The 19214-nt window shown below is 64.8% G+C and carries 12 protein-coding genes; 5 read left to right on the top strand and 7 right to left on the bottom strand.

All coding sequences use genetic code 11. From position 1 onward, the window contains the following. Positions 1 to 231 precede the first annotated feature (231 nt). Positions 232 to 4404: an FtsK/SpoIIIE domain-containing protein gene (locus AC1DD3_RS01005; protein ID WP_476880770.1), complete on the top strand. Its 4173-nt coding sequence runs from the start codon at positions 232 to 234 to the stop codon at positions 4402 to 4404. 12 nt (positions 4405 to 4416) lie between these two features. Here the strand turns inward: AC1DD3_RS01005 and AC1DD3_RS01000 are convergent, their stop codons facing one another. Then, positions 4417 to 4914, bottom strand: a complete 498-nt coding sequence (locus AC1DD3_RS01000; RefSeq protein WP_230116999.1) for a hypothetical protein — start codon at positions 4912 to 4914, stop codon at positions 4417 to 4419. A 235-nt stretch (positions 4915 to 5149) separates the two neighbouring features. Here AC1DD3_RS01000 and AC1DD3_RS00995 point away from each other — a divergent pair, with 235 nt between their 5' ends. Further along, complete coding sequence (locus tag AC1DD3_RS00995) at positions 5150 to 5398, top strand: WhiB family transcriptional regulator (protein ID WP_003804966.1); 249 nt, start codon at positions 5150 to 5152, stop codon at positions 5396 to 5398. A gap of 103 nt (positions 5399 to 5501) precedes the next feature. On the opposite strand, the gene AC1DD3_RS00990 is transcribed toward AC1DD3_RS00995, so the two are convergent. Genes AC1DD3_RS00990 through AC1DD3_RS00975 form a run of 4 tightly spaced genes read right to left on the bottom strand, consistent with a single transcriptional unit; the run spans position 5502 to position 13869 of the window. Next, positions 5502 to 6971, bottom strand: a complete 1470-nt coding sequence (locus tag AC1DD3_RS00990) for a sensor histidine kinase (protein ID WP_230117000.1) — start codon at positions 6969 to 6971, stop codon at positions 5502 to 5504. A gap of 32 nt (positions 6972 to 7003) precedes the next feature. Beyond that, positions 7004 to 11857: an NAD-glutamate dehydrogenase gene (locus tag AC1DD3_RS00985; RefSeq protein WP_476880769.1), complete on the bottom strand. Its 4854-nt coding sequence runs from the start codon at positions 11855 to 11857 to the stop codon at positions 7004 to 7006. A 57-nt stretch (positions 11858 to 11914) separates the two neighbouring features. Further along, a complete protein-coding gene (locus AC1DD3_RS00980; protein WP_230117002.1) occupies positions 11915 to 13228 on the bottom strand; it encodes a CpaE/TadZ family protein in 1314 nt (437 codons plus the stop codon). After that, a complete protein-coding gene (locus tag AC1DD3_RS00975; protein ID WP_230117003.1) occupies positions 13225 to 13869 on the bottom strand; it encodes a hypothetical protein in 645 nt (214 codons plus the stop codon). The genes AC1DD3_RS00980 and AC1DD3_RS00975 overlap by 4 nt, the downstream gene beginning before the upstream one ends. Positions 13870 to 14023: 154 nt before the next feature. Between AC1DD3_RS00975 and AC1DD3_RS00970 the strand changes: the two genes are divergently transcribed. Continuing rightward, positions 14024 to 14239 carry a helix-turn-helix domain-containing protein gene (locus AC1DD3_RS00970; protein ID WP_230117004.1) on the top strand — a complete coding sequence of 72 codons (216 nt, stop codon included), beginning with the start codon at positions 14024 to 14026 and terminating at the stop codon, positions 14237 to 14239. Positions 14240 to 14260: 21 nt separating this feature from the next. Here the strand turns inward: AC1DD3_RS00970 and AC1DD3_RS00965 are convergent, their stop codons facing one another. Beyond that, entirely contained in the window at positions 14261 to 14833 is a 573-nt protein-coding gene (locus tag AC1DD3_RS00965) for a hypothetical protein (protein ID WP_230117005.1), read from the bottom strand. Positions 14834 to 14975: 142 nt separating this feature from the next. Between AC1DD3_RS00965 and AC1DD3_RS00960 the strand changes: the two genes are divergently transcribed. Both AC1DD3_RS00960 and AC1DD3_RS00955 read left to right on the top strand, forming a co-directional pair. Next, positions 14976 to 15833 (top strand): LysM peptidoglycan-binding domain-containing protein, encoded by an 858-nt coding sequence (locus tag AC1DD3_RS00960; RefSeq protein WP_476880768.1) that lies wholly within the window; start codon positions 14976 to 14978, stop codon positions 15831 to 15833. A 148-nt stretch (positions 15834 to 15981) separates the two neighbouring features. Continuing rightward, positions 15982 to 16410 (top strand): Rv3235 family protein, encoded by a 429-nt coding sequence (locus tag AC1DD3_RS00955; protein WP_230117007.1) that lies wholly within the window; start codon positions 15982 to 15984, stop codon positions 16408 to 16410. Positions 16411 to 16479: 69 nt separating this feature from the next. Here AC1DD3_RS00955 and secA read toward each other — a convergent pair whose 3' ends face one another. Beyond that, a complete protein-coding gene (gene secA, locus AC1DD3_RS00950) occupies positions 16480 to 19209 on the bottom strand; it encodes a preprotein translocase subunit SecA (RefSeq protein WP_230117008.1) in 2730 nt (909 codons plus the stop codon). Between the last annotated feature and the right edge of the window lie 5 nt (positions 19210 to 19214).

The following is a 19214-nucleotide window of genomic DNA, read 5'->3' as shown; positions in this document are numbered from 1 at the left end:
GCCTTTCTCATGACTGGCAGGGAGGAGCCACACGGCGACCCCCCGGTTTTGCCTTAACACTATCCGCTGACCTGACGGAACGCCGACTCGGCTAAGGACCGCCACAGGGGTTCAGGCGGTCGCCCGGCCAGGCGTGGCTGGTTATCCACATACGCACATTCATCAGGGCGGTTCCTGCGGCAGCCGCATTAGCGTGGTCCCAAGTTGCCCTCAAGAACGGAGAGCCGGCCGGTGACCCTGCACTGCACTCTGGTCCGCGGACCCGGATCCGGGCTGGCCGACGCACCCGTGGAACTGACGGTTTCGGCCGGGGACGGATGCCCGGGATCCGAACTGGACCATGAACTTTCCCTCGGGTTTGCGACCCGGATGCTGACGGTAGACGGCCTGCCGCTCACGGCCCTGACCGTTGGACAGGTTCCCCTTGTCAATGGCGCGGTCCTGGTCGATGGGGCCGTTGAGGCCCGAAGACCACGGAGGCGGACACCCGAGGAGGTCCCAGCAGTCCTGCTGTTGGCCGTTCACAGCGGCCCGGGCGCCGGAACGGTGCTTCCACTGCGACGGGGAAGCTACCGGATTGGGCGGACCGACACGGAGCTGACGATCCCGGATGCGGACCTGTCCCGGGAACACGCACGGATCGATGTCTCGGACACGGCCCTGACGATTGAGGATCTCGACAGCGCGAACGGGACTGAAGTGGACGGCACACGCGTCAGGAATGCCGTTATCTCGACCGGTTCGCTCATCCGCTGCGGAAATTCCACCATGTCCATTGTGGTGGCCAGCAGTTCTGGCTCCCGGAGCTCCGGATTCAGCGCCGCTGGGCTGTCGGTGGCAGAGCCTTTGACGGTGCCGCGGCCGGCGCGGCAGGAAAACCGGACCACATTGTTTCTCAGCGCCGGGCTCCCCCTTCTTGCCGGGGTCGGACTCGCTCTGTTGACCGGTATGTGGATGTTTCTGGCGTTCACAGCAGTCTCGGCAGTGACACTTTTGGTCCCCTTGATCACGGGCCGGAGGCACCGGCGCGAAATGCGGTCGGCCGTTGCAGCAGCGTCGGCAACGGACAAGGAACGACGACGGCGGTCAGCTCCGTCGGCTGCCCAGCTGGCTTTGGACGCCTCAGGTTCGGGAAAACACGATGAGATCCCGGACGCCGCCGGCGTCTGGCTCCGGCTCGGGCTGGCCGAACAGTTAGCAAACGTCCGCCTGGAGCCCGACGATCCGCAGTTCCGGCCGCCGCCGCTTGGACGTGTTCCACTCCTGCTGGACCCGGGGATCCCGGTCGTCTCGATTCGGGGATCGGACACGGACGTCCTCGGCTTGATGCGCTCGTTTCTCATGCAGCTCGGCGGATATCCGCAGGCCCGGGGAACTCAGATTGCGGTCTGCGGGCCGGTCGCAGCCCTGCCCCTGGCGGCCAGGTATCTTCCGGCCGTCACGTTGCATGCGGCCGCCGGCGAGATCGAGGTGGTCCTTGCCGGTTCCCGCCTCGACGGAGGAGCTGCAGGAATCCTGTTGGTCACTGGGACAAAGTGCCAGGACAGGGTAGCTGAGACCGCACGGCGTCGCGGCTGGCGCGTCATCAGGTTCACGGGTTCCGGAGGCGGACCTTCAGCCACCGACATTGAACTGGGTGAACGCCAGGCCTGGTTTCGGTCCCGTGGCGCAATCCAACCCTTCGTCGCCGATCTGGTGCCCCCTGACGTCTTCGACCGATACTGCAGGCAGTTCGTAAAAGGCAGGGGCGGCGCCCCGGCTGCCCGTCCCTCAGTTCCGGCGGCATGTCCGCTTAGTGACCTCCTTGACCCGTCAACCGACGCCACAGCGCGGCGCTGGGCCAGAGGAAGACTCGCGCCGGGCCTTGCCATCCCCATCGGACTTGGCGCCGGCGGTCCCCGGCTGCTGGATCTTGAGGCTGACGGTCCGCATGTGCTCGTGGCAGGCACCACCGGCTCCGGCAAGTCAGAGCTGCTGCGGAGCCTCACTGTGGCACTGGCCCTCAGCTATCCGCCGGACCGCGTCAACCTCCTCTTTTTCGACTTCAAGGGCGGGTCAGGACTGGGCCCCATGACCGCACTCCCCCACTGCGTGGGCATGCTTACGGACCTTACGAGGAGCGAACTTGACCGCACCATGGCGTCGCTGCGCGCGGAAGTCCGCTACCGGGAGCAACTCCTCGCGAGAGTCCAGGCACCGGACCTCCGCGCTTATCGACTGTCCGGAACACCTGGCCTACCTCCTCTCCCTCAGCTGGTCCTTATCATCGATGAGTTCAGGATGCTGGTGGAAGACGCGCCGGAGAGCCTGAACGAACTGATGCGGATCGCCACCATCGGCCGGTCCTTGGGCGTCCATCTGATTATGGCTACCCAGCGTCCGCAGGGTGCGCTCAACGCTGACATCCGCGCCAACGTCACCACCAGCATTGCCCTCCGTGTCCAGTCCGCCCACGAGTCGGCTGACGTCATAGGAATCAGCGCTGCTGCCACGATTTCCGTAGAAGCACCAGGCCGGGCCTACCTTGCTCGGGGAACACAGGCCCCGGAAGAGTTCCAGGGGGCAGCGCTCTCCCTTTCCCCATCCCCGGGCCTTCGGCAGGGCAGGGTCATTGTGCGCCGCACCAGCGATGAACTCGGGAGGACGGCATCCCGTACCGCTGACCGTCGCGGCCCCGCGCCGCTCACGCCGGCAGCCGCCGTCAGGCCCCTGATCGAGTTGACAGCGTCGCTGTGGACAGCGGCGGGCGGCACCGTCCGCCGCCCGGTCGCTCCACCACTGCCGGATGCACCCACCTTCCCGCGCCGCCCCCGAACAGGAAGTGACACTGCATTCGGCCCTTCCCCGGCAGACGTCCGTTCGGCCTCATCCGCGCCGCCGGCTTCCTCCGGTAGGCAAGATGATGGCTGCTGCGTGGAGCTCGGCTGGCTTGACCTGCCCCACGAACAGAGGGTCGCCACGCTCTGGTGGCGCCCTGCAATCGACGGCCACCTCGCTTTGATCGGCGGCACTTCAGGCGATGCGACCGACGCGATGACGCTGGCTCTGGGGCAGCTGGCGACGCAGCCGGCAGAATCCCACCTCTACGTCCTGGACGCCGACGGCTCCCTGTCCGGCCTGGTTTCCTCGAGCCGGGCCGGGGCCGTCGTCGGCCTCCACGAACTGCGCCGTGGAGTCCGAGTGCTGGAACGGCTGGGCAGTGAGATGTCCCGCCGGCTTAGCGGGGCGGCAGCGGCGCAGGCCACTCCCCTGGTCCTCGCGATTTCAGGGTGGGGTTCCTGGGTTTCCGCCATGCGCGCCGGTCCGCTGACGTGGGCCGAAGAGCTGGTCCAGGACATTGTGCGCGACGGACACCGCGCCGCCATCACCGTCCTCATTTCGGGAGACCGTGAACTGGTTACCTCGCGTTTCATCTCCGCCGTTCCCAACCGCGTGTACTTTCCTAGGGGTACCAGCGAAGAGAGCCGGTTCGCGTGGCCCAAAATGTCCGAAGTTCCGGCGGTCGCCGGCCGCGCCGTGGCCTTCGGGTCCTTGTCCGGCAGCCACCCTGCGGTGTGCCAGTTCCATGCCGGCGATGGCCAGGGCAGCATCGCCGGAGCGGCCCAGGCTCCGTTACGCAGCATTCCTTTCAGAGTGGAACCCTTGCCTACTCAGGTTCCGCTGGCGAATCTCCTCATGCTGATCGGTCGAACACAAGCCGTGCCTGCTCCGGACACTCTCCATCCGGCGGACGCGGCGGATGAACGTGGCCACCGAAACCCACGGCTGTACATCGGTGTGGGCGGCGATGAGCTGACCCCCGTCGCGGTCCGCCTGCCCGCCGGCGGCGTCCTCGCCGTTGTGGGCGGCGTGGGGACTGGCAAGACCTCGTTGCTGGGTGCTCTTCCCGCCCTGAACCCATCGGCGGCGGGCTGGCTGCACCCGGACCTGCACCCGGACCCGGACCCGGATGCCAGCGCAGCAGACTTCTGGGCACAAATCCACCGGGAAGCGGTCCAAGGACGTCTGGCCAGGGATGCGGTCCTGCTCGTCGACGACGCGGATCTGCTGTCCGTCTCCACGAACCAGCAGCTTCTCGAACTGAACACCCTCGGCTGGGCCGTCGTTCTGTCCGCGGGCTTTGGGCAGGCCCTGATGCAGCGAGTCCCCCTCGCCATGGCCGCACGCAATCATGGGAGCGGGATCCTCATCGCGCCGCGGAGCCCGATGGACGGAGACCTCTTTGGCATTAGGTTCGAGCTGGAACCCAATCCGCCCCCGGGCCGGGCAGTCCTTCTTGCGGACGGCAGGGCAATGCCCGTTCAGCTCGCTTGCAGCCAGCCGGGCGCCCTCAAAACGCAGACGCAGGATCTACCGGCACGAGCCCGGCCGACGCCGAACGCCGATAATCCCGAGCCCGGCTGACGCGCAAAGGCATCAGAGCGCGGGAGGCGAACCGGCGGCCCGGGACGCGAAGCGTATGACCCGTTTGTCGAAGAGCAGCACGATGGCCGCAGCGGCGGGGATCAGCATGGCCGCACCCGCCAGCGGGTAGCCACCCGTCAGGGTGGGGAATCCAATGGTGAGCACGAACAGCTGTGCCACCAGGGCACCTGCCCGCGGCCAGCGGAAGCCCCGGAACAGGAACACCGCAACGGCGTACAGCCAGGAAGCGAACGCCAGCAGCAACGCAAGTGTGAAGACGGCACCCCAGAAGGACAGGACAGGGGCTCCGGTCAGGAGTTGGACTCCGTACCACGCGGCAGCCGCCAGCAGGGCGGTGGCCTCGGCTGCGACAATCCCTGAAATGACGGCCATGGAGCGCGGGCGCGCAGTGCCGCTAGTGGAGTGCTCAGGCCTGTCGGGGCGCCGGGGAAACCCGTCATCGCTGGGCTCAGAGTCGGGGCTGGACGGGCTGGCTGGGGGTCTTGACACACTGGCACCATACCGGACATAGTCGGACAGACGGTGGGGGCTGTTGCCCGGTGTGATGCATCGCTCACGTTTCAGGGGGATTTCGTGGACCACTACCCCTTGTTTACACAGCGTTAACATGAAACGCTTGATCCAGATGACCAAGGGGGCCCGCTGGGCCCCTTTCCTTTGTAGGCTCTAGTGAATATTTTCACAAGTGGCAAATGACTTACCAGGAATGGAGTGACTGATCAGCATGGATTGGCGTAACCGCGCAGCGTGCCTCGACAAGGACCCGGAGCTTTTCTTCCCGGTGGGAAACACCGGCCCCGCGCTCCTTCAGATTGAGGAAGCAAAGAGCGTCTGCCGCAGGTGCCCCGTCGTCGACACCTGCCTGCAGTGGGCACTGGAGTCCGGCCAGGATGCCGGCGTCTGGGGCGGCATGAGCGAGGACGAGCGCCGGGCGCTGAAGCGCCGGGCTGCCCGCGCACGCCGCGCCTCCTGACGGACAGTTCAACAGATTCGGCGACGGCCGCGGACCGAGGGTCCGCGGCCGTCGCCTTTTCATAATTTTGCTTTGATGCCCGGGCGTTCGATGCCCGGCGGCATCAGCGGCCTGCGAGACTCAGCACGATCTGCACGGCGGTACCGCCGCCGTCCCGGGGCTTCCAATGGATAGTGCCGGCCAGCTCGCTCGTCACCAGGGTCCGGACGATCTGCAGTCCGAGGCCCTCGACGTGCGGGGTGTCCGGCAGACCTACCCCGTCGTCCGCAACGGTCACCGTAAGCAGCTCAGCCCCGTCATCGCCTTCGGATCTGTCAGCCAGCAGCCAGACAGTTCCGGTCCGCCCTTCCAGGCCGTGCTCGACGGCGTTCGTCACCAGTTCATTGATCACGAGCGCCAGCGGGGTGGCAAAGTCGCTTGGTAGCTCCCCGAACAGCCCTGATTTCTGTGTCCGCACCTGCTGGGACGGTGATGCCACCTCGGCCGAGAGCCGGAACTGGCGCCCAATGAGCTCGTCGAAGTCGACGCTCTGCGTGAGTCCCTGGGAGAGAGTCTCATGGACCAGGGCAATGGTCGCGACTCGCCGCATGGCCTGTTCCAGCCCTTGCTTCGCCTCGTCGCTCACCATCCGGCGGGACTGCATCCTCAGCAGGGCCGCGACGGTCTGAAGGTTGTTCTTGACCCGGTGGTGGATTTCCCGGATGGTGGCGTCCTTGGTAACAAGCTCCATTTCCCTGCGCCGCAGCTCGGACACATCGCGGCACAGCACGAGTGCCCCGAACCGCTGCTGCTCATCGCGGAGAGGGATCGCCCGCAGGGACAGGCTGACTCCCCTGGATTCGATCTCGCTGCGCCACGGCATGCGTCCGGTGACAACCAGCGGGAGCGTTTCGTCCACCAGGCGTCGGTCCTTCAGCAGGCCGGCGGTGACTTCCGCGAGGGAGCGTCCTTCCAGTGACTCGCCGTCGCCCAACCTTCGGAACGCGGAGACACCGTTCGGGCTCGCGTATTGCACGATCCCCTCGGCATCGAGCCGGATGAGCCCGTCGCCCACCCGCGGGGCCCCCCGGCGCGAACCCGTGGGCGAGGCAAAATCGGGCCACAGGCCCAAGGTGCCCATGCGCAGCAGGTCGTAGGCACACTGCCGGTAGGTCAGCTCAAGCCGGGACGGCATCCGCGAACTCGAAAGATCCATGTGTGACGTGACCACGGCCAGCGTCCGGCCGTTTCTGACCATCGGCACGGCCTCCACCCGCAGCGCCATGTCACTGCTCCAGTTCGTTTCACTGGAGCGCTCGATCGTGCGGCTGGCCCACGCCTTGTCCACTAGGGGCTGAAGATCGGACCGGATGCCCTCCCCGACGAAGTCGGCATGGAATACCGTGTGCGTCGTGGAGGGCCGCACGTGGGCAAGCGCCACGTAACCGTAATCCGGATGCGGAAACCAGAGGGCGAGGTCGGCAAAAGCGAGGTCGGCGACCATCTGCCAGTCACCCACCAGGAGGTGCAGCCATTCGGCATCCCCCGGCCCGAAATCAGCGTGTTCCCTGATGGGGTCCGTAAAGATTGCCACTGCACCTCCAGTTTTCGACACCGGGCAACGCCCTAGCGTCGGACGATTGACCTCAAGAGCCTCAATGCTACCGACAGCGAGGCCATATCGTCCGCTTCAAGGGCATTGACCTCGTCGAACATGCTCTTCGCGCGGCCCAGCTGTTCGGCATTCAGCTGCTCCCAGCCCTTGAGGCGATCTCCGGCCGGTGACCCTGAGGCAGTCGACTCAAGCACCGCCGTCGTCATGTCCGAAACGGTAGAGTAGAGGTCATCACGCAGCGCAGCCCGGGCCAGAGCCTGCCACCGGTCCCTCCTCGGCAGCGAACTGATCCGTTCGAGCAGGGAGTCGGCATGGAAGCGGTTAAACACCGTGTAGTACACGTGCGCGATTTCCTCCACCGGCTCCTGGCGGGCGTGTGCGATCTTGGCAATGTCCAGCAGGACGAAGCTCTCAAAAAGCTCGGCCCAGCGGTGGGCAAGATCTTCTGGCAGACCCCAGGACCGCGCCTTTTCAAGCCACGCGGCCACCCGCTCGCGGTCGTCCCCTCGCAGGTAGTCCAGGACACGCGCACGCATCGGATCGATGAGCGGCTTGAACTCGGCGACGATGTCGGCAATGGGGCGGGACGTGGTTCCCTGCCCGAGCACCCAGCGCACGGCCCGGTCCAGAAGCCGCCGGATGTCGAGGTGGACCGTGCTCCAGTGTTCGGTGGGGAATGACGCCGGAAGGTCATTGAGTTCGGACACGATGACGTCCAGCTCATACACCTCACGGAGCGCAACGAACGCCTTGGCCACGGCCATTTCGCTCGCTGACGTTTCCTCCATGGTCCGGAAGGCGAAAGTGATGCCGCCCATGTTGATCATGTCGTTGGCGACGACCGTTGCGATGATTTCCCGGCGCAGCGGATGCGTGTCCAGTTCGGCGTCGAACCGCTCCCGCAGCTGCTCGGGGAAGTATCCGCGCAGCGTCTGCCTGAACCACGGATCGTCAGCGAGATCACTGTCACGAAGAGCAGTTGCGAGCTCGATCTTGGCATAGGCGGCGAGCACCGACAGCTCCGGGGATGTCAGCCCCTGCCCCTGCTCGAGCCGTTCGCGAAGGACCGCAGTGGACGGCAGCGCCTCAAGGTCCCTGTTCAGATCCGCCGACTTTTCCAGCCAGTCCATCAGCCGTTCGTAGCTTGGACTCCATTCGGCCACACGCTGACGGTCGTTGAGCAGCAGGATGTTCTGGTCGATGTTGTCTTCCAGGACAAGCCGCCCCACTTCGTCGGTCATGGAGGCTAGGAACTCGGCACGTTCGTCCGGCTCAAGTTTTCCTGCCGCAACCATCCGGTCCACGAAGATCTTGATGTTGACCTCGTGGTCCGAGCAGTCGACGCCTGCCGAGTTGTCGATGGCGTCCGTGTTGAGGATGACGCCCTGCAGGGCCGCCTCGATGCGGCCACGCTGCGTCATGCCCAGGTTTCCGCCTTCGCCCACCACCTTCACGCGAAGGTCGCGCCCATCGACGCGGATGGCATCGTTAGCCTTGTCTCCGACCATGGCGTGGCTCTCGGTGCTCGCTTTCACATACGTGCCGATGCCCCCGTTGTACAGCAGGTCGGCCGGCGCCAGCAGGATGGCCCGCAGCAGTTCAGGCGGGCTCAGCTGGGTGGTGCTCTCGGGCAGGCCCAGTGCGGCGCGGACCTGCGCGGAGACAGGAATCGATTTGGCCTGGCGCGGGTAAACCCCGCCGCCTTCGCTGATGAGTCCCTTGTCGTAGTCGTCCCACGACGAGCGCGGCAGCTCGAACAGACGCTGGCGTTCAGCATAGGAGCTGGTCTCGTCCGGGTTGGGATCCAGGAAGATGTGCCGGTGGTCGAAGGCGGCCAGCAGCCGGATGTGCTTGGACAGCAGCATCCCGTTTCCGAAAACATCACCTGACATGTCGCCCACTCCGACGACGGTGAACGGCTCGGACTGCGTATCCAGGTCAAACTCACTGAAGTGGCGCTTGACTGACTCCCACGCTCCCCTGGCCGTAATGCCCATGGCCTTGTGGTCGTAGCCCACCGACCCGCCGGAGGCGAAGGCGTCACCCAGCCAGAATCCGTATTCAGCCGCAAGCCCGTTCGCGATGTCCGAGAAGGTTGCCGTGCCCTTGTCCGCCGCCACCACAAGGTACGAGTCGTCGTCGTCGTGCCTGACAACATTCCCCGGCGGAACGAGCTGTTCACCCTCGGTGCCCGTAACGAGGTTGTCGGTGAGGTCGAGCAAGCCGCGGATGAACGTCTTGTAGCTTTCGATCCCTTCGGCCATCCAGGCTGCCCTGTCCGCCGCCGGATCAGGCAACCGTTTGGCGAAAAAGCCTCCCTTGGCGCCCGTCGGAACGATCACCGCGTTCTTGACGGTCTGGGCCTTGACCAACCCCAGGATCTCCGTGCGGAAGTCCTCCCGCCGGTCGGACCAGCGGAGACCGCCGCGAGCCACTTTGCCGAAGCGCAGGTGGACGCCCTCGACCCGCGGCGAGTAGACCCAGATCTCGAACCTGGGCCGCGGGTAGGGCAGGCCTTCAATGCCTGAGGGGTTCAGCTTGAAGCTCAGGTAGGGCTTGTCCTGGTAGAAGTTGGTGCGCAGCGTTGACTCGATCAGGTTGGTGAAGGTCCGGAGAACGCGGTCCGCGTCCAGGGTCGCGACACTTTCGATGGACGCGGCCAGCTCGGCACGGACCTTTTCCTGCCGTTCGGAGCGCTCCAGTTCCGTCAGAGCTGGGTCGAAGCGCGCCTCAAACAGCGCGCTGAGCCCCTTCGTGACTTCCGGATTGGCCAGCAGCGTGTCTGCCATGAACTCGAAAGAATTGGTGTTGCCCATTTGCCGCATGTACTTCGCATATGCCCGCAGCATAACAATCTGACGCCAGCTCATGCCTTCACGAAGCACGAGGCGGTCGAAGCTGTCCGATTCGACGGCGCCGGAAACCGCCGCACCGAAGGAGTCCGCCAGCAGCTGGCCCGTTGACAGCGGCTCCACCCCCGCCGGGTACTTCAGTCCGAGGTCATACAGAAAGAAATCCCGGCTGTCTGAGGTTTCGATCTCGAAGGGCCGCTCATCCAGCACCTCAAGCCCCAGGTTGTGGAAATAGGGAAGGATCTGGCTCAGGCTTTTGGGTTCGAGCATGTAGAGCTTGACGCGGGCATCCTCTTCGAGCGTTGCCCCGGCGCCTTCCGGAAGATAGACGTGGACGCCTGGGCGCTCCTGCTTCGCTCCGGCACGTCGCTCGGCTGCGGCCCCGTACTTTTCAAACCTTTCGATGTCCTCCAGGGCGTCTTCAACCTCGTAGTCCACCCGGTAGGTTGCCGGGAACGCTTCCGCCCAGATGTCGGCGAGTTCTTTGGTGCCGGCGTTGGCGCTCCTGTCGCGCAGGACTTCACTGATGCCTTCGCCCCAGGACCGCGCCGCCCGGACGAGCCGCTTCTCAAGGTCCTCGGCGTTGACGTGCCCGACGTCTGCGCCCTTTGGCAACCGGATCCTGAAGAAGAGGCGGGCAAGCGCCGACTCCGTCATCCGTGCTTCGTAGTCGATGGATTCGGCGTGGAAGGTCTCGCGAAGTTCCCTCTCGATCCGGAGGCGGACGTTCGTGGTGTACCGGTCGCGCGGCAGGTAGACGACGGCGGACATGAATCGTCCGTAGATGTCGGGCCGCAGGAACAGGCGGGTGCGGCGGCGTTCCTGCAGGCGTTGGATGCCGGTCGCCGTCGCCGCGAGGTCCGGGATTTCAATCTGGAAGAGTTCGTCGCGTGGGTACGTCTCGAGGATTCCCACCAAGTCCTTACCTGAGTGCGAATCAGGCGGGAAGCCGGCGCTGCGGAGGACAGCTTCGACTTTTTCCCGGACGATCGGAATGTTCCGCACTGAACCGGTGTAGGCACTCGTGGCGAAAAGCCCGATGAAACGCTGTTCGCCGTTGACGTTTCCTGCGGCATCAAAGCTCTTGACGCCGATGTAGTCGAGGTAGGCCGGCCGGTGCACCGTCGAGCGCGAGTTGGCCTTGGTGATCACCAAAGCTCTTTTTTCGCGCGCTTTCCGCCGGCCCGCATCCGTGAGGTGCTGGATGTGGGGAGTTTCGCGGCGGGCACGGAGCAACCCCAGCCCGCTGTCCTCCCGGAGTTCCAGGACATCCTCGCCGGCATCGTTGACGAGATCGTACTCGCGGTAGCCGAGGAAGGTGAAGTTCCCCTGGTCCAGCCACCGAAGCAGATCCTGGGCCTGCCGCAGCTCTGCAATCTGGGCCGGATGGGCAATCTTGTCGAGCCTCTCGGCTATCTGCCGGGCCTTGTTCCGCATCTTCGGCCAGTCTTCGACGGCGGCGCGGACATCGCCAAGCACCCGTTCCAGTCCTCCGGTCAGGCGCCCCCTGGCTTCCGCGCTGGTGCGGCCAATCTCCACTGCGATCCAGGATTCCATGTGCGAAGCATTGTCGCCCTGGGCAATCAGGCGGGACAGACTGGGCAATGCAGCGGTGTCACCGCTGGAAATACCAATATTGGACGGAACCCTGTCCACTTTGACCAGCTCATTGGTCTGACGGTTGCGCGTGACCACGAACATGGGGTGGAGCACGAGGTGAATGGCAGAGTTCTGCCGGACCAGCTCTGCGTTGACCGAATCCACGAGGAAGGGCATGTCGTCGGTGACGATGTACACCACGCTGCAGTCGGCTTCTTCAACAATCGAGATGTTGGCAGTGCCGGGCTGACGGGTCGCCGCGACCCGGCGGTGCGTCTCTGCACGTGAGCTCAAAATCTCACGAGGGTACGAACGGGCATCCTCCTCCGCGAGGTGCTCATAGTAGTCCCCAAAGAAGCCCTCTTCGGCTCCGATTGAACGGGACTGATCCTCCACGCTGGACCCAGACGACATCGACAAACGCCTCCATCACAAGTTCGCGGCCGCACCGTTGCAGCCCTAATCGTGAGCCTAGCCCCTTAGCCTGCGCTTTGCTGTGGAAGGGAACACAGAGGATCGGCTATTTCGCTGGACAGGTGCACAAACGAGAGCGGCAATGGCGGACCGCAGCCGAGATTCCGGAGCCGCCTCCAGGAGTAACGACCCGGAAATCAGGGCGGCGTCACTGGCCCCTGGGTCCGCGGGAAGGAACGCCTTGATGCCGATTGCCGGCCCGTAGCGCTCCCACGCCTCCCGCAGCTGCCGTTCGGGTGAGCGGCCCACGGCGGCGGCCCGGACTTTGTTCATCACCACCTCCGGGTTCGCGCCGGGCACCGCAGTGTCCAGCTCGGCGAGTCCCCGCACAAGCCGAGGGACGCCCACAGAATCCGCAGACCCGACGGCGAAGACAGTGTCGGCCATTTCCAGGCTCCTGAGCGTAGCGGCATTCCGACGGGGCGCCATAGTGTCGAAGCTCAGCTCCTCGTCGGCCTCGAGACAAAAGCCCGTGTCCACAACGACAACATCGGCCACTTCCCTGGCCCGTTCCAGTACAAGTGCCATTGCAGCCGCCCGGAGCTCGGTCCAGCGGTCTGCCCGTGTTATGCCGGTCAGAACGCGGAAGGTCCCCGACTTAATGGCAACCGGCATGGCAACGCGAAGCAGCGCTTCACGGTCCAGGAGGCCCTGGTCGGCCAGCCTGCATGCCTGCGCCAGGCCGGCCGCTTCGTCCAGCAGTCCGAGGACTGCGCCAATGCTTGCAGCGTAGCTGTCGGCGTCGACGAGCAGGACGGACTTTCCCTCTGCAGCAAGTTCACCGGCAATGTTCACGGCCACCAGGGTGCGCCCGGGAGAACCGGCCGGCCCCCACACGGCGATGATCTTTCCGGTTCCGGCCGGCGCCGGGGCGTCGTCGACGTCGGTGGCATCCGCCCTCAAGGCGGCACCCGTCTCGGCGAAGCCCCGCTCGCCCGGAACCGGGGCGGTGATCCCGTGTCCGGAGAACTGTGCCACCGCTTCGGAGATGCGTTCGGCCAATGCTGCGGATTCGACGGTGGAAATGGCTGCGGACACACCGATGCCGCGCAGCCGCGCCGCCTCCTCCACATTGTCGGTCAGGGCGATGATCGCGACTCCCACCGCGCCGAGCCTGTCGACGAGGGAGGCTGTCAGTTCCTCGCTCCCCCCGGCCACGACGGCTGCCCGGGCGAGCCCGCTTTGGCAGGCAGCGAGCAGTTCTGTCAGCTCCGTGCACCTCCGCACCACGGTGACTGGCCCGTGGAGCCTCTCCAGGCCGCCAACCAGGTCCTCCTGGGCCTGTCCCACCGTGACAACGGGGATGCTCATTTGGCACCGCCGGCAGGATTCCACACCACGGAGATCTTGGCCTCGTTCGCCTGCGCGCCGAGAAGGGACGGCATCTGGTTGTCTCCGACAAGGACCATCAGAACAGTGGATTTGGAGGAACCCAGGGCTGTCGATCCCGGTGCTACGTGGGCGATTTCCGCACCCGGCAGCAGCAGCTTCGGCTGCGCAAAGCCGTTCCGGGCATCGGGCAGAGAAACCCATACGTCAACGCGGGTCCCTGCAACAGCCTGCTCCGGCAGCGCCTCCTGAACGGTGATGGCGACCGGCTTCCTGCCGAGGGCGTCCACGCTGCCCAGACTTTCCCTCGGCAACAGCTGGTCCTTACCGATCCGCTGGACCGCCACCAGGCCGTCGGGCATGCCGGTCTCCGCCGTGATGTAGTGCGGCTCCACCTCCCCCAGCCGCACTTTGACCCGGCTGACGTTTTCCGGCGTGAGCCTCTCTCCCACCGCAATCGCCTCACGGGCGGCAAACACTTCGGTGGTCTTGTCTGCACTGCCGACGAGCGATATGACACCAACCACCGAGGCAAGGACCAGCAGCACCCCAACCAAAAGCCGGGGATCCTTCCATGAAGGCTTCTTCAGACGGGCCCCGGTGGCCGTGGCGCTGGCACTCATGCGTACTGCTCCCCCTTGACGCGTAGGGCGCCTTCGGTGCGCCGGTCATGATCATTGTTACGGCATGCATGCCCAAACGGAAAGTCATAGGCGCAAACATCATCAAACTGTGGATAACGGCATCATTCGGCATCACGGGTGGCAGAATTGACCTATGCCCCGTTTCCTCACGCTTGCAGATGTAGCCGAGCAGCTCCAGATCAACTCGCCCGCAGCCTACGCGCTTGTCCGCAGCGGGGAACTGAAGGCCATCCAGGTGGGCGGCCGCGGTCAGTGGCGCGTCGAAGAGAAGATGCTCGAGCAGTACATAGAAGAGCGCTACGCGGAGGCCAGCCGGATGATCGAAGAGGCGAAGTCCAAGTCAGTCTGATCCCGCGCCACACCGGAATCGCTAGAGTTCTCCAGGCCGCATCGACCGCAAGGCACCCAACGAGCCGAACGGAATCGTAGCCACGTCCATGACGTTGGACGCCCGGCGCGCTTCGCCCGGCGCCGTGATCGCGAGATCAAAAAAGTCCTGCCCCACGCGGTCAATGACTCCGGGGATCCGCACCTCCCCCGCCGCGCCGCTGGCCATCAGTACCGTCAGCCCCGCCCTGTCACGGGCAAGGCTCCGCAGCGCATTTGCCAGGCCCACCTTCCGCCGCACTGCCGACGGTTCGCCCACGGCCATCCGGCCCATCCCCACGTAGCGGGACACAGCGGCGTAGGGAATCAATACCTGGTGCGCCGCTTCGTCGAGCACCAGGCTTTCCGCACCCGCGTGGCTTAGCGTCCCGGTGAACGCCGATCCGGAGCCAAGATGAACGCCGACGTACCGGCCCAGTGATCCGCGGAGCCGGTCGGCCAACCCGATGGAAGCCGTGTCCGCCCTGGATCGCTCCGATATTTCGGACTCGCGTCCCAAGACCTCGGCCTCGGCTATCTGCGCCTCCAAGTCCTCAAATAGAGCATTCCATCGCATGGCGCCAGCGTAGGCGGACCGGAGAGGCGGGTCAATGCAACCGCCTTCTGAAGACAAGTATCAGCCAACTATTGCAAACGGAGACCAATCGCATCAATATTGATCAAACAACATCAAACAGCATTAAACGAAGGGCAAAGCCATGCAGCCATCTAATCCCAGGACAGTCCGGTGCGATGCAGCCATGGCGCTCCTTGTCCTGGGACTCGGCTGTTTCCTGGTGTTGTCCGGCGCCGGCCTCCTCGACCGCTGGCAGCGATCCGCATCGCGGCGGCAGTCGATGGTCTTCGAGGATCTTCTCGGCCTGGTGGCGATAGCTGCCGGGTTCATCATCGCGGTCTGGTGGGTAGCGTCGCTCGTGGCGGCGTTTGCGGCAGCATTGCTTGAACGGACGGGCCGAAATCGTGCCGCCGCGCTGAGTGGCCGTTTCAGTCCCGCCTTCATGCGGCGGCTGGCACTCGCTGCCGTGGGAGTACAGCTCATTGGTGCGCCCCTTGCTCACGCTGCCCCGCCTGACGCCAGCCTGTCTTCCACTAGCGCCGCGGCGGTCTCGGCCGCGTGGGCGCCGACTGACGGCCAGTCCCTCACCGGCCCGATCCCGGCCTTGATCCGCCAGTCCGCCGCGCCTTCTAGGCCTGACGCCGTCGGCACCGGGCAGTCGGTTCCGGACGCCGGGCAGTCGGTGCCGGACGCCGGGCAGTCGGTGCCCTCCACATCGGACGTTCAGCCGCAGTGGCAGCCGCGCCCGCCCGTTACAGCTCCCCGGCTGGTGACCTCCGCGCGGGTCCGAGCGGCCCTCGAACTTCCCGACACGGCGCACCATGAGGTAGCGGTCAGGGCCGGTGATTCGCTCTGGACCATCGCCGCAAGGGCGTTGGGGCCGGAGGCGTCCGACGTCGAAATCGCCCTGGAGTGGCCCCGCTGGTTTGACGCAAACAGGGCAGCCATAGGCAACAACCCTGATGTGCTCCTGCCTGGCCAAGTCCTCAGGGCTCCCTGATTCCGGCAGCCCCTGCGCGCCTTCGCACCCGCGCCCCTTCGCACTATCGCACCTTCGCACCCGCGCCCCTTCGCACTATCGCCTCTGCGCACCTTCGTCACCGCAATACGCCGTGCCCGCAGTTCCACTTCAACCAAAGGACCGAATCATGACTGCCGTAACCTCAGTCCGGAGCGCGGGCACCATAGCGCACCCGGCAATCCCGTCCATAGGCATCAATGCGTCCGACGAGTTGCGGGAGATTTGTGCCATTACCAGATCCACAGTCCAGGCAGCCATAGAAGTGCTTGCCGGAACCAGGCCCATAAACCAGTTGGCGCGGCGGCTAGACCAACGGTGCCTAGTGGCGCTGCAGCACCGGGCTTGCCTTACCAGGCGGGAAGCTTCCCGGACTCCCCGCAAGCTGGGACGCCTCCATCGGAACCCGACGGTCCGGTCTGTGCGCGCCTGCGAGGTAACTCCGGACATCTATGAAGCAAGTGCGGTGGTCATCGACGAACTTCGGACCCGCGCAGTCGCTGTCCGGCTCGAACGCAGCAAACAAGTCTGGCGGGTGACGGCCCTGGAAATCGGATGAGGAAGCGCAAACAGCGAGGGACCGGAATATTTGCTCCGGTCCCTCGCTGTCATTCAGACTGTGCGGCTCTTAGCGCTTCTTCTTGCCGTCACGGCGGTCCTGCGAGGCTGCCTTGGCAGGGTTTCCCGAGCGTCCCGTCGCGCGACCCTCGATCCGGGTCTGGGTCCCGCCGCCTTCCGCGGGCGCCGTGTACTGCAGTTGTGCCGGCTTTTCAGGCGCTTCCAGCCCGGCGGCGTGGATCTGCGGCTCGTGGTGTTCCGTGTGCGCACCGGCGGCATCGGCAACCACTACGTCTTCCGCAGGCGTAACTTCGACCTCAAGGTTGAAGAGGAAACCGACGCTCTCCTCCCGGATGGCTTCCATCATGGCCTGGAACATCGTGAAGCCCTCGCGCTGGTATTCGACCAGCGGATCACGCTGGGCCATGGCACGCAGGCCGATGCCTTCCTTGAGGTAGTCCATCTCATATAGATGTTCCTGCCATTTCCGACCGATGACCGACAGAACAACGCGCCGCTCAAGCTCGCGCATGCTCTCGGAGCCAATGGTTTCCTCACGGGCCTGGTACACCAACTTGGCGTCGGACAGGATCTCTTCCCGGAGGAACTCGACCGTGATGCGCGATTTTCCGCCCGCCTCATCGATCACATCGTGCGCGGTCACGCTCACGGGATAGAGCGTCTTGAGGTTCGTCCAAAGCTGGTCGAAGTCCCAGTCGTCGCCGTTGCCCTCAGCGGTGGCTCCGTCGATGAGGGCGTTGATGGTGTCCTCAAGGAAGAACTGCACTTTTTCGTGCAGGTCGTCACCCTCAAGGATGCGGCGACGGTCGCCGTAAATGGCTTCGCGCTGCCGGTTGAGGACGTCGTCGTACTTCAGGACGTTCTTGCGCTGCTCAGCGTTCCGGCCCTCCACCTGGCCCTGGGCCGAGGCAATGGCGCGGGAAACAAGCTTGGATTCAAGGGCCACATCATCGGGGACAGAGCTGTTCATCAGGCGTTCCGCTGCTCCGGAATTGAACAGGCGCATGAGGTCGTCAGTCAACGAGAGGTAGAAACGGGACTCGCCGGGGTCGCCCTGACGGCCCGAGCGACCACGGAGCTGGTTATCGATCCGGCGTGACTCGTGCCGTTCGGTGCCCAAAACGTAGAGCCCGCCGAGATTCAGTACTTCCTCGTGCTCTTCCTTGACCGCCTGCTTGGCGGCCTCCTGGGCCTGCGGCCACGCGGCCTCGTACTCTTCCGAGTTCTCTTCCGGATCCAGCCCCTGCTTGGCGAGTTCAGCGATGGCCGTGAACTCGGCGTTGCCGCCCAGCATGATGTCCGTTCCACGGCCAGCCATGTTGGTGGCCACCGTCACGGCGGCCTTGCGGCCGGCCTGGGCTACTATGGCCGCTTCCCGGGCATGGTTCTTGGCGTTAAGGACCTCGTGCCGGATGCCCTCCTTGGCGAGCAGCCGTGAGAGGTACTCGCTCTTCTCGACGCTGGTGGTACCAACCAGGACAGGCTGGCCCTTTTCATGGCGTTCGGCGATATCCCTGACCACTGCATCGAACTTGACGGTTTCGTTCTTGTAGACTAGATCCGACCGGTCGAGGCGCTGCATGTCCCGGTTGGTGGGGATGGCAACCACTCCGAGCTTGTACGTGCTCATGAATTCGGCGGCTTCAGTTTCCGCCGTGCCGGTCATGCCGGACAGTTTGCCGTACATGCGGAAGTAGTTCTGCAGGGTCACGGTGGCGAGCGTCTGGTTCTCGGCCTTGATCTCGACGCCTTCTTTGGCTTCGATGGCCTGGTGCATGCCCTCGTTGTAGCGGCGGCCGGCCAGGATGCGGCCGGTGTGCTCGTCGACAATGAGAACCTCGCCGTCAAGGATGACGTAGTCCTTGTCCCGCTTGAACAGTTCCTTGGCCTTGATGGCGTTGTTCAGGAAGCCGATCAGCGGAGTGTTGGCGGACTCGTAGAGGTTCTGGATGCCCAGGTAGTCCTCGACCTTTTCAATCCCGCCTTCCAGGACGCCGACGGTGCGCTTCTTTTCGTCGACCTCGTAGTCCTTCTCCGGCTGCAGCCGCAGTACGACCTTGGCGAATTCGCTGTACCACCGGTTGGTGTCGCCCTGGGCGGGACCGGAGATGATGAGCGGGGTCCGGGCCTCGTCGATAAGAATGGAGTCGACCTCATCGACGATCGCGAAGTGGTGTCCGCGCTGGACGAGCTCCGACTTATCCCATGCCATGTTGTCGCGCAGGTAATCGAAGCCGAACTCGTTGTTGGTGCCATAGGTGATGTCCGCGGCGTACTGCTCGCGGCGGACGGACGGGTCCTGATTGGAAAGAATGCAGCCGCTGGTGAGGCCGAGGAAGCGGTAGACGCGGCCCATGAGCTCGGACTGGTATTCGGCCAGGTAGTCGTTGACCGTGATGACGTGCACGCCGTTGCCGGCCAGGGCGTTGAGGTAGGCAGGAGCTGTGGCCACGAGGGTCTTGCCTTCACCGGTCTTCATTTCGGCGATGTTGCCCAGGTGAAGTGCGGCACCACCCATGAGCTGCACGTCGAAGTGCCGCATGCCAAGGGTGCGGGAAGACGCCTCGCGCACGGCGGCGAAAGCCTCTGGGAGGAGATCATCCAGCTTTTCGCCATCCTGGTGGCGGGCCCGGAGCCGGTCCGTTTCTTCACGCAGTTCGGCGTCGGTGAAGGTTTTGAATGAGTCTTCAAGGGCGTTAATGGAATCGGCATAGTTCCGCAGTTGCTTCAGGGTTTTTTTGTCACCCGTGCGGAGAAGTTTTTCGATTAGTGATGCCACGTGAA

The organism is Arthrobacter sp. 05T444, assembly GCF_056395905.1.
Note: the sequence above shows the minus strand (reverse complement) of the source record. Positions and strands in the feature narration are given on the sequence as shown.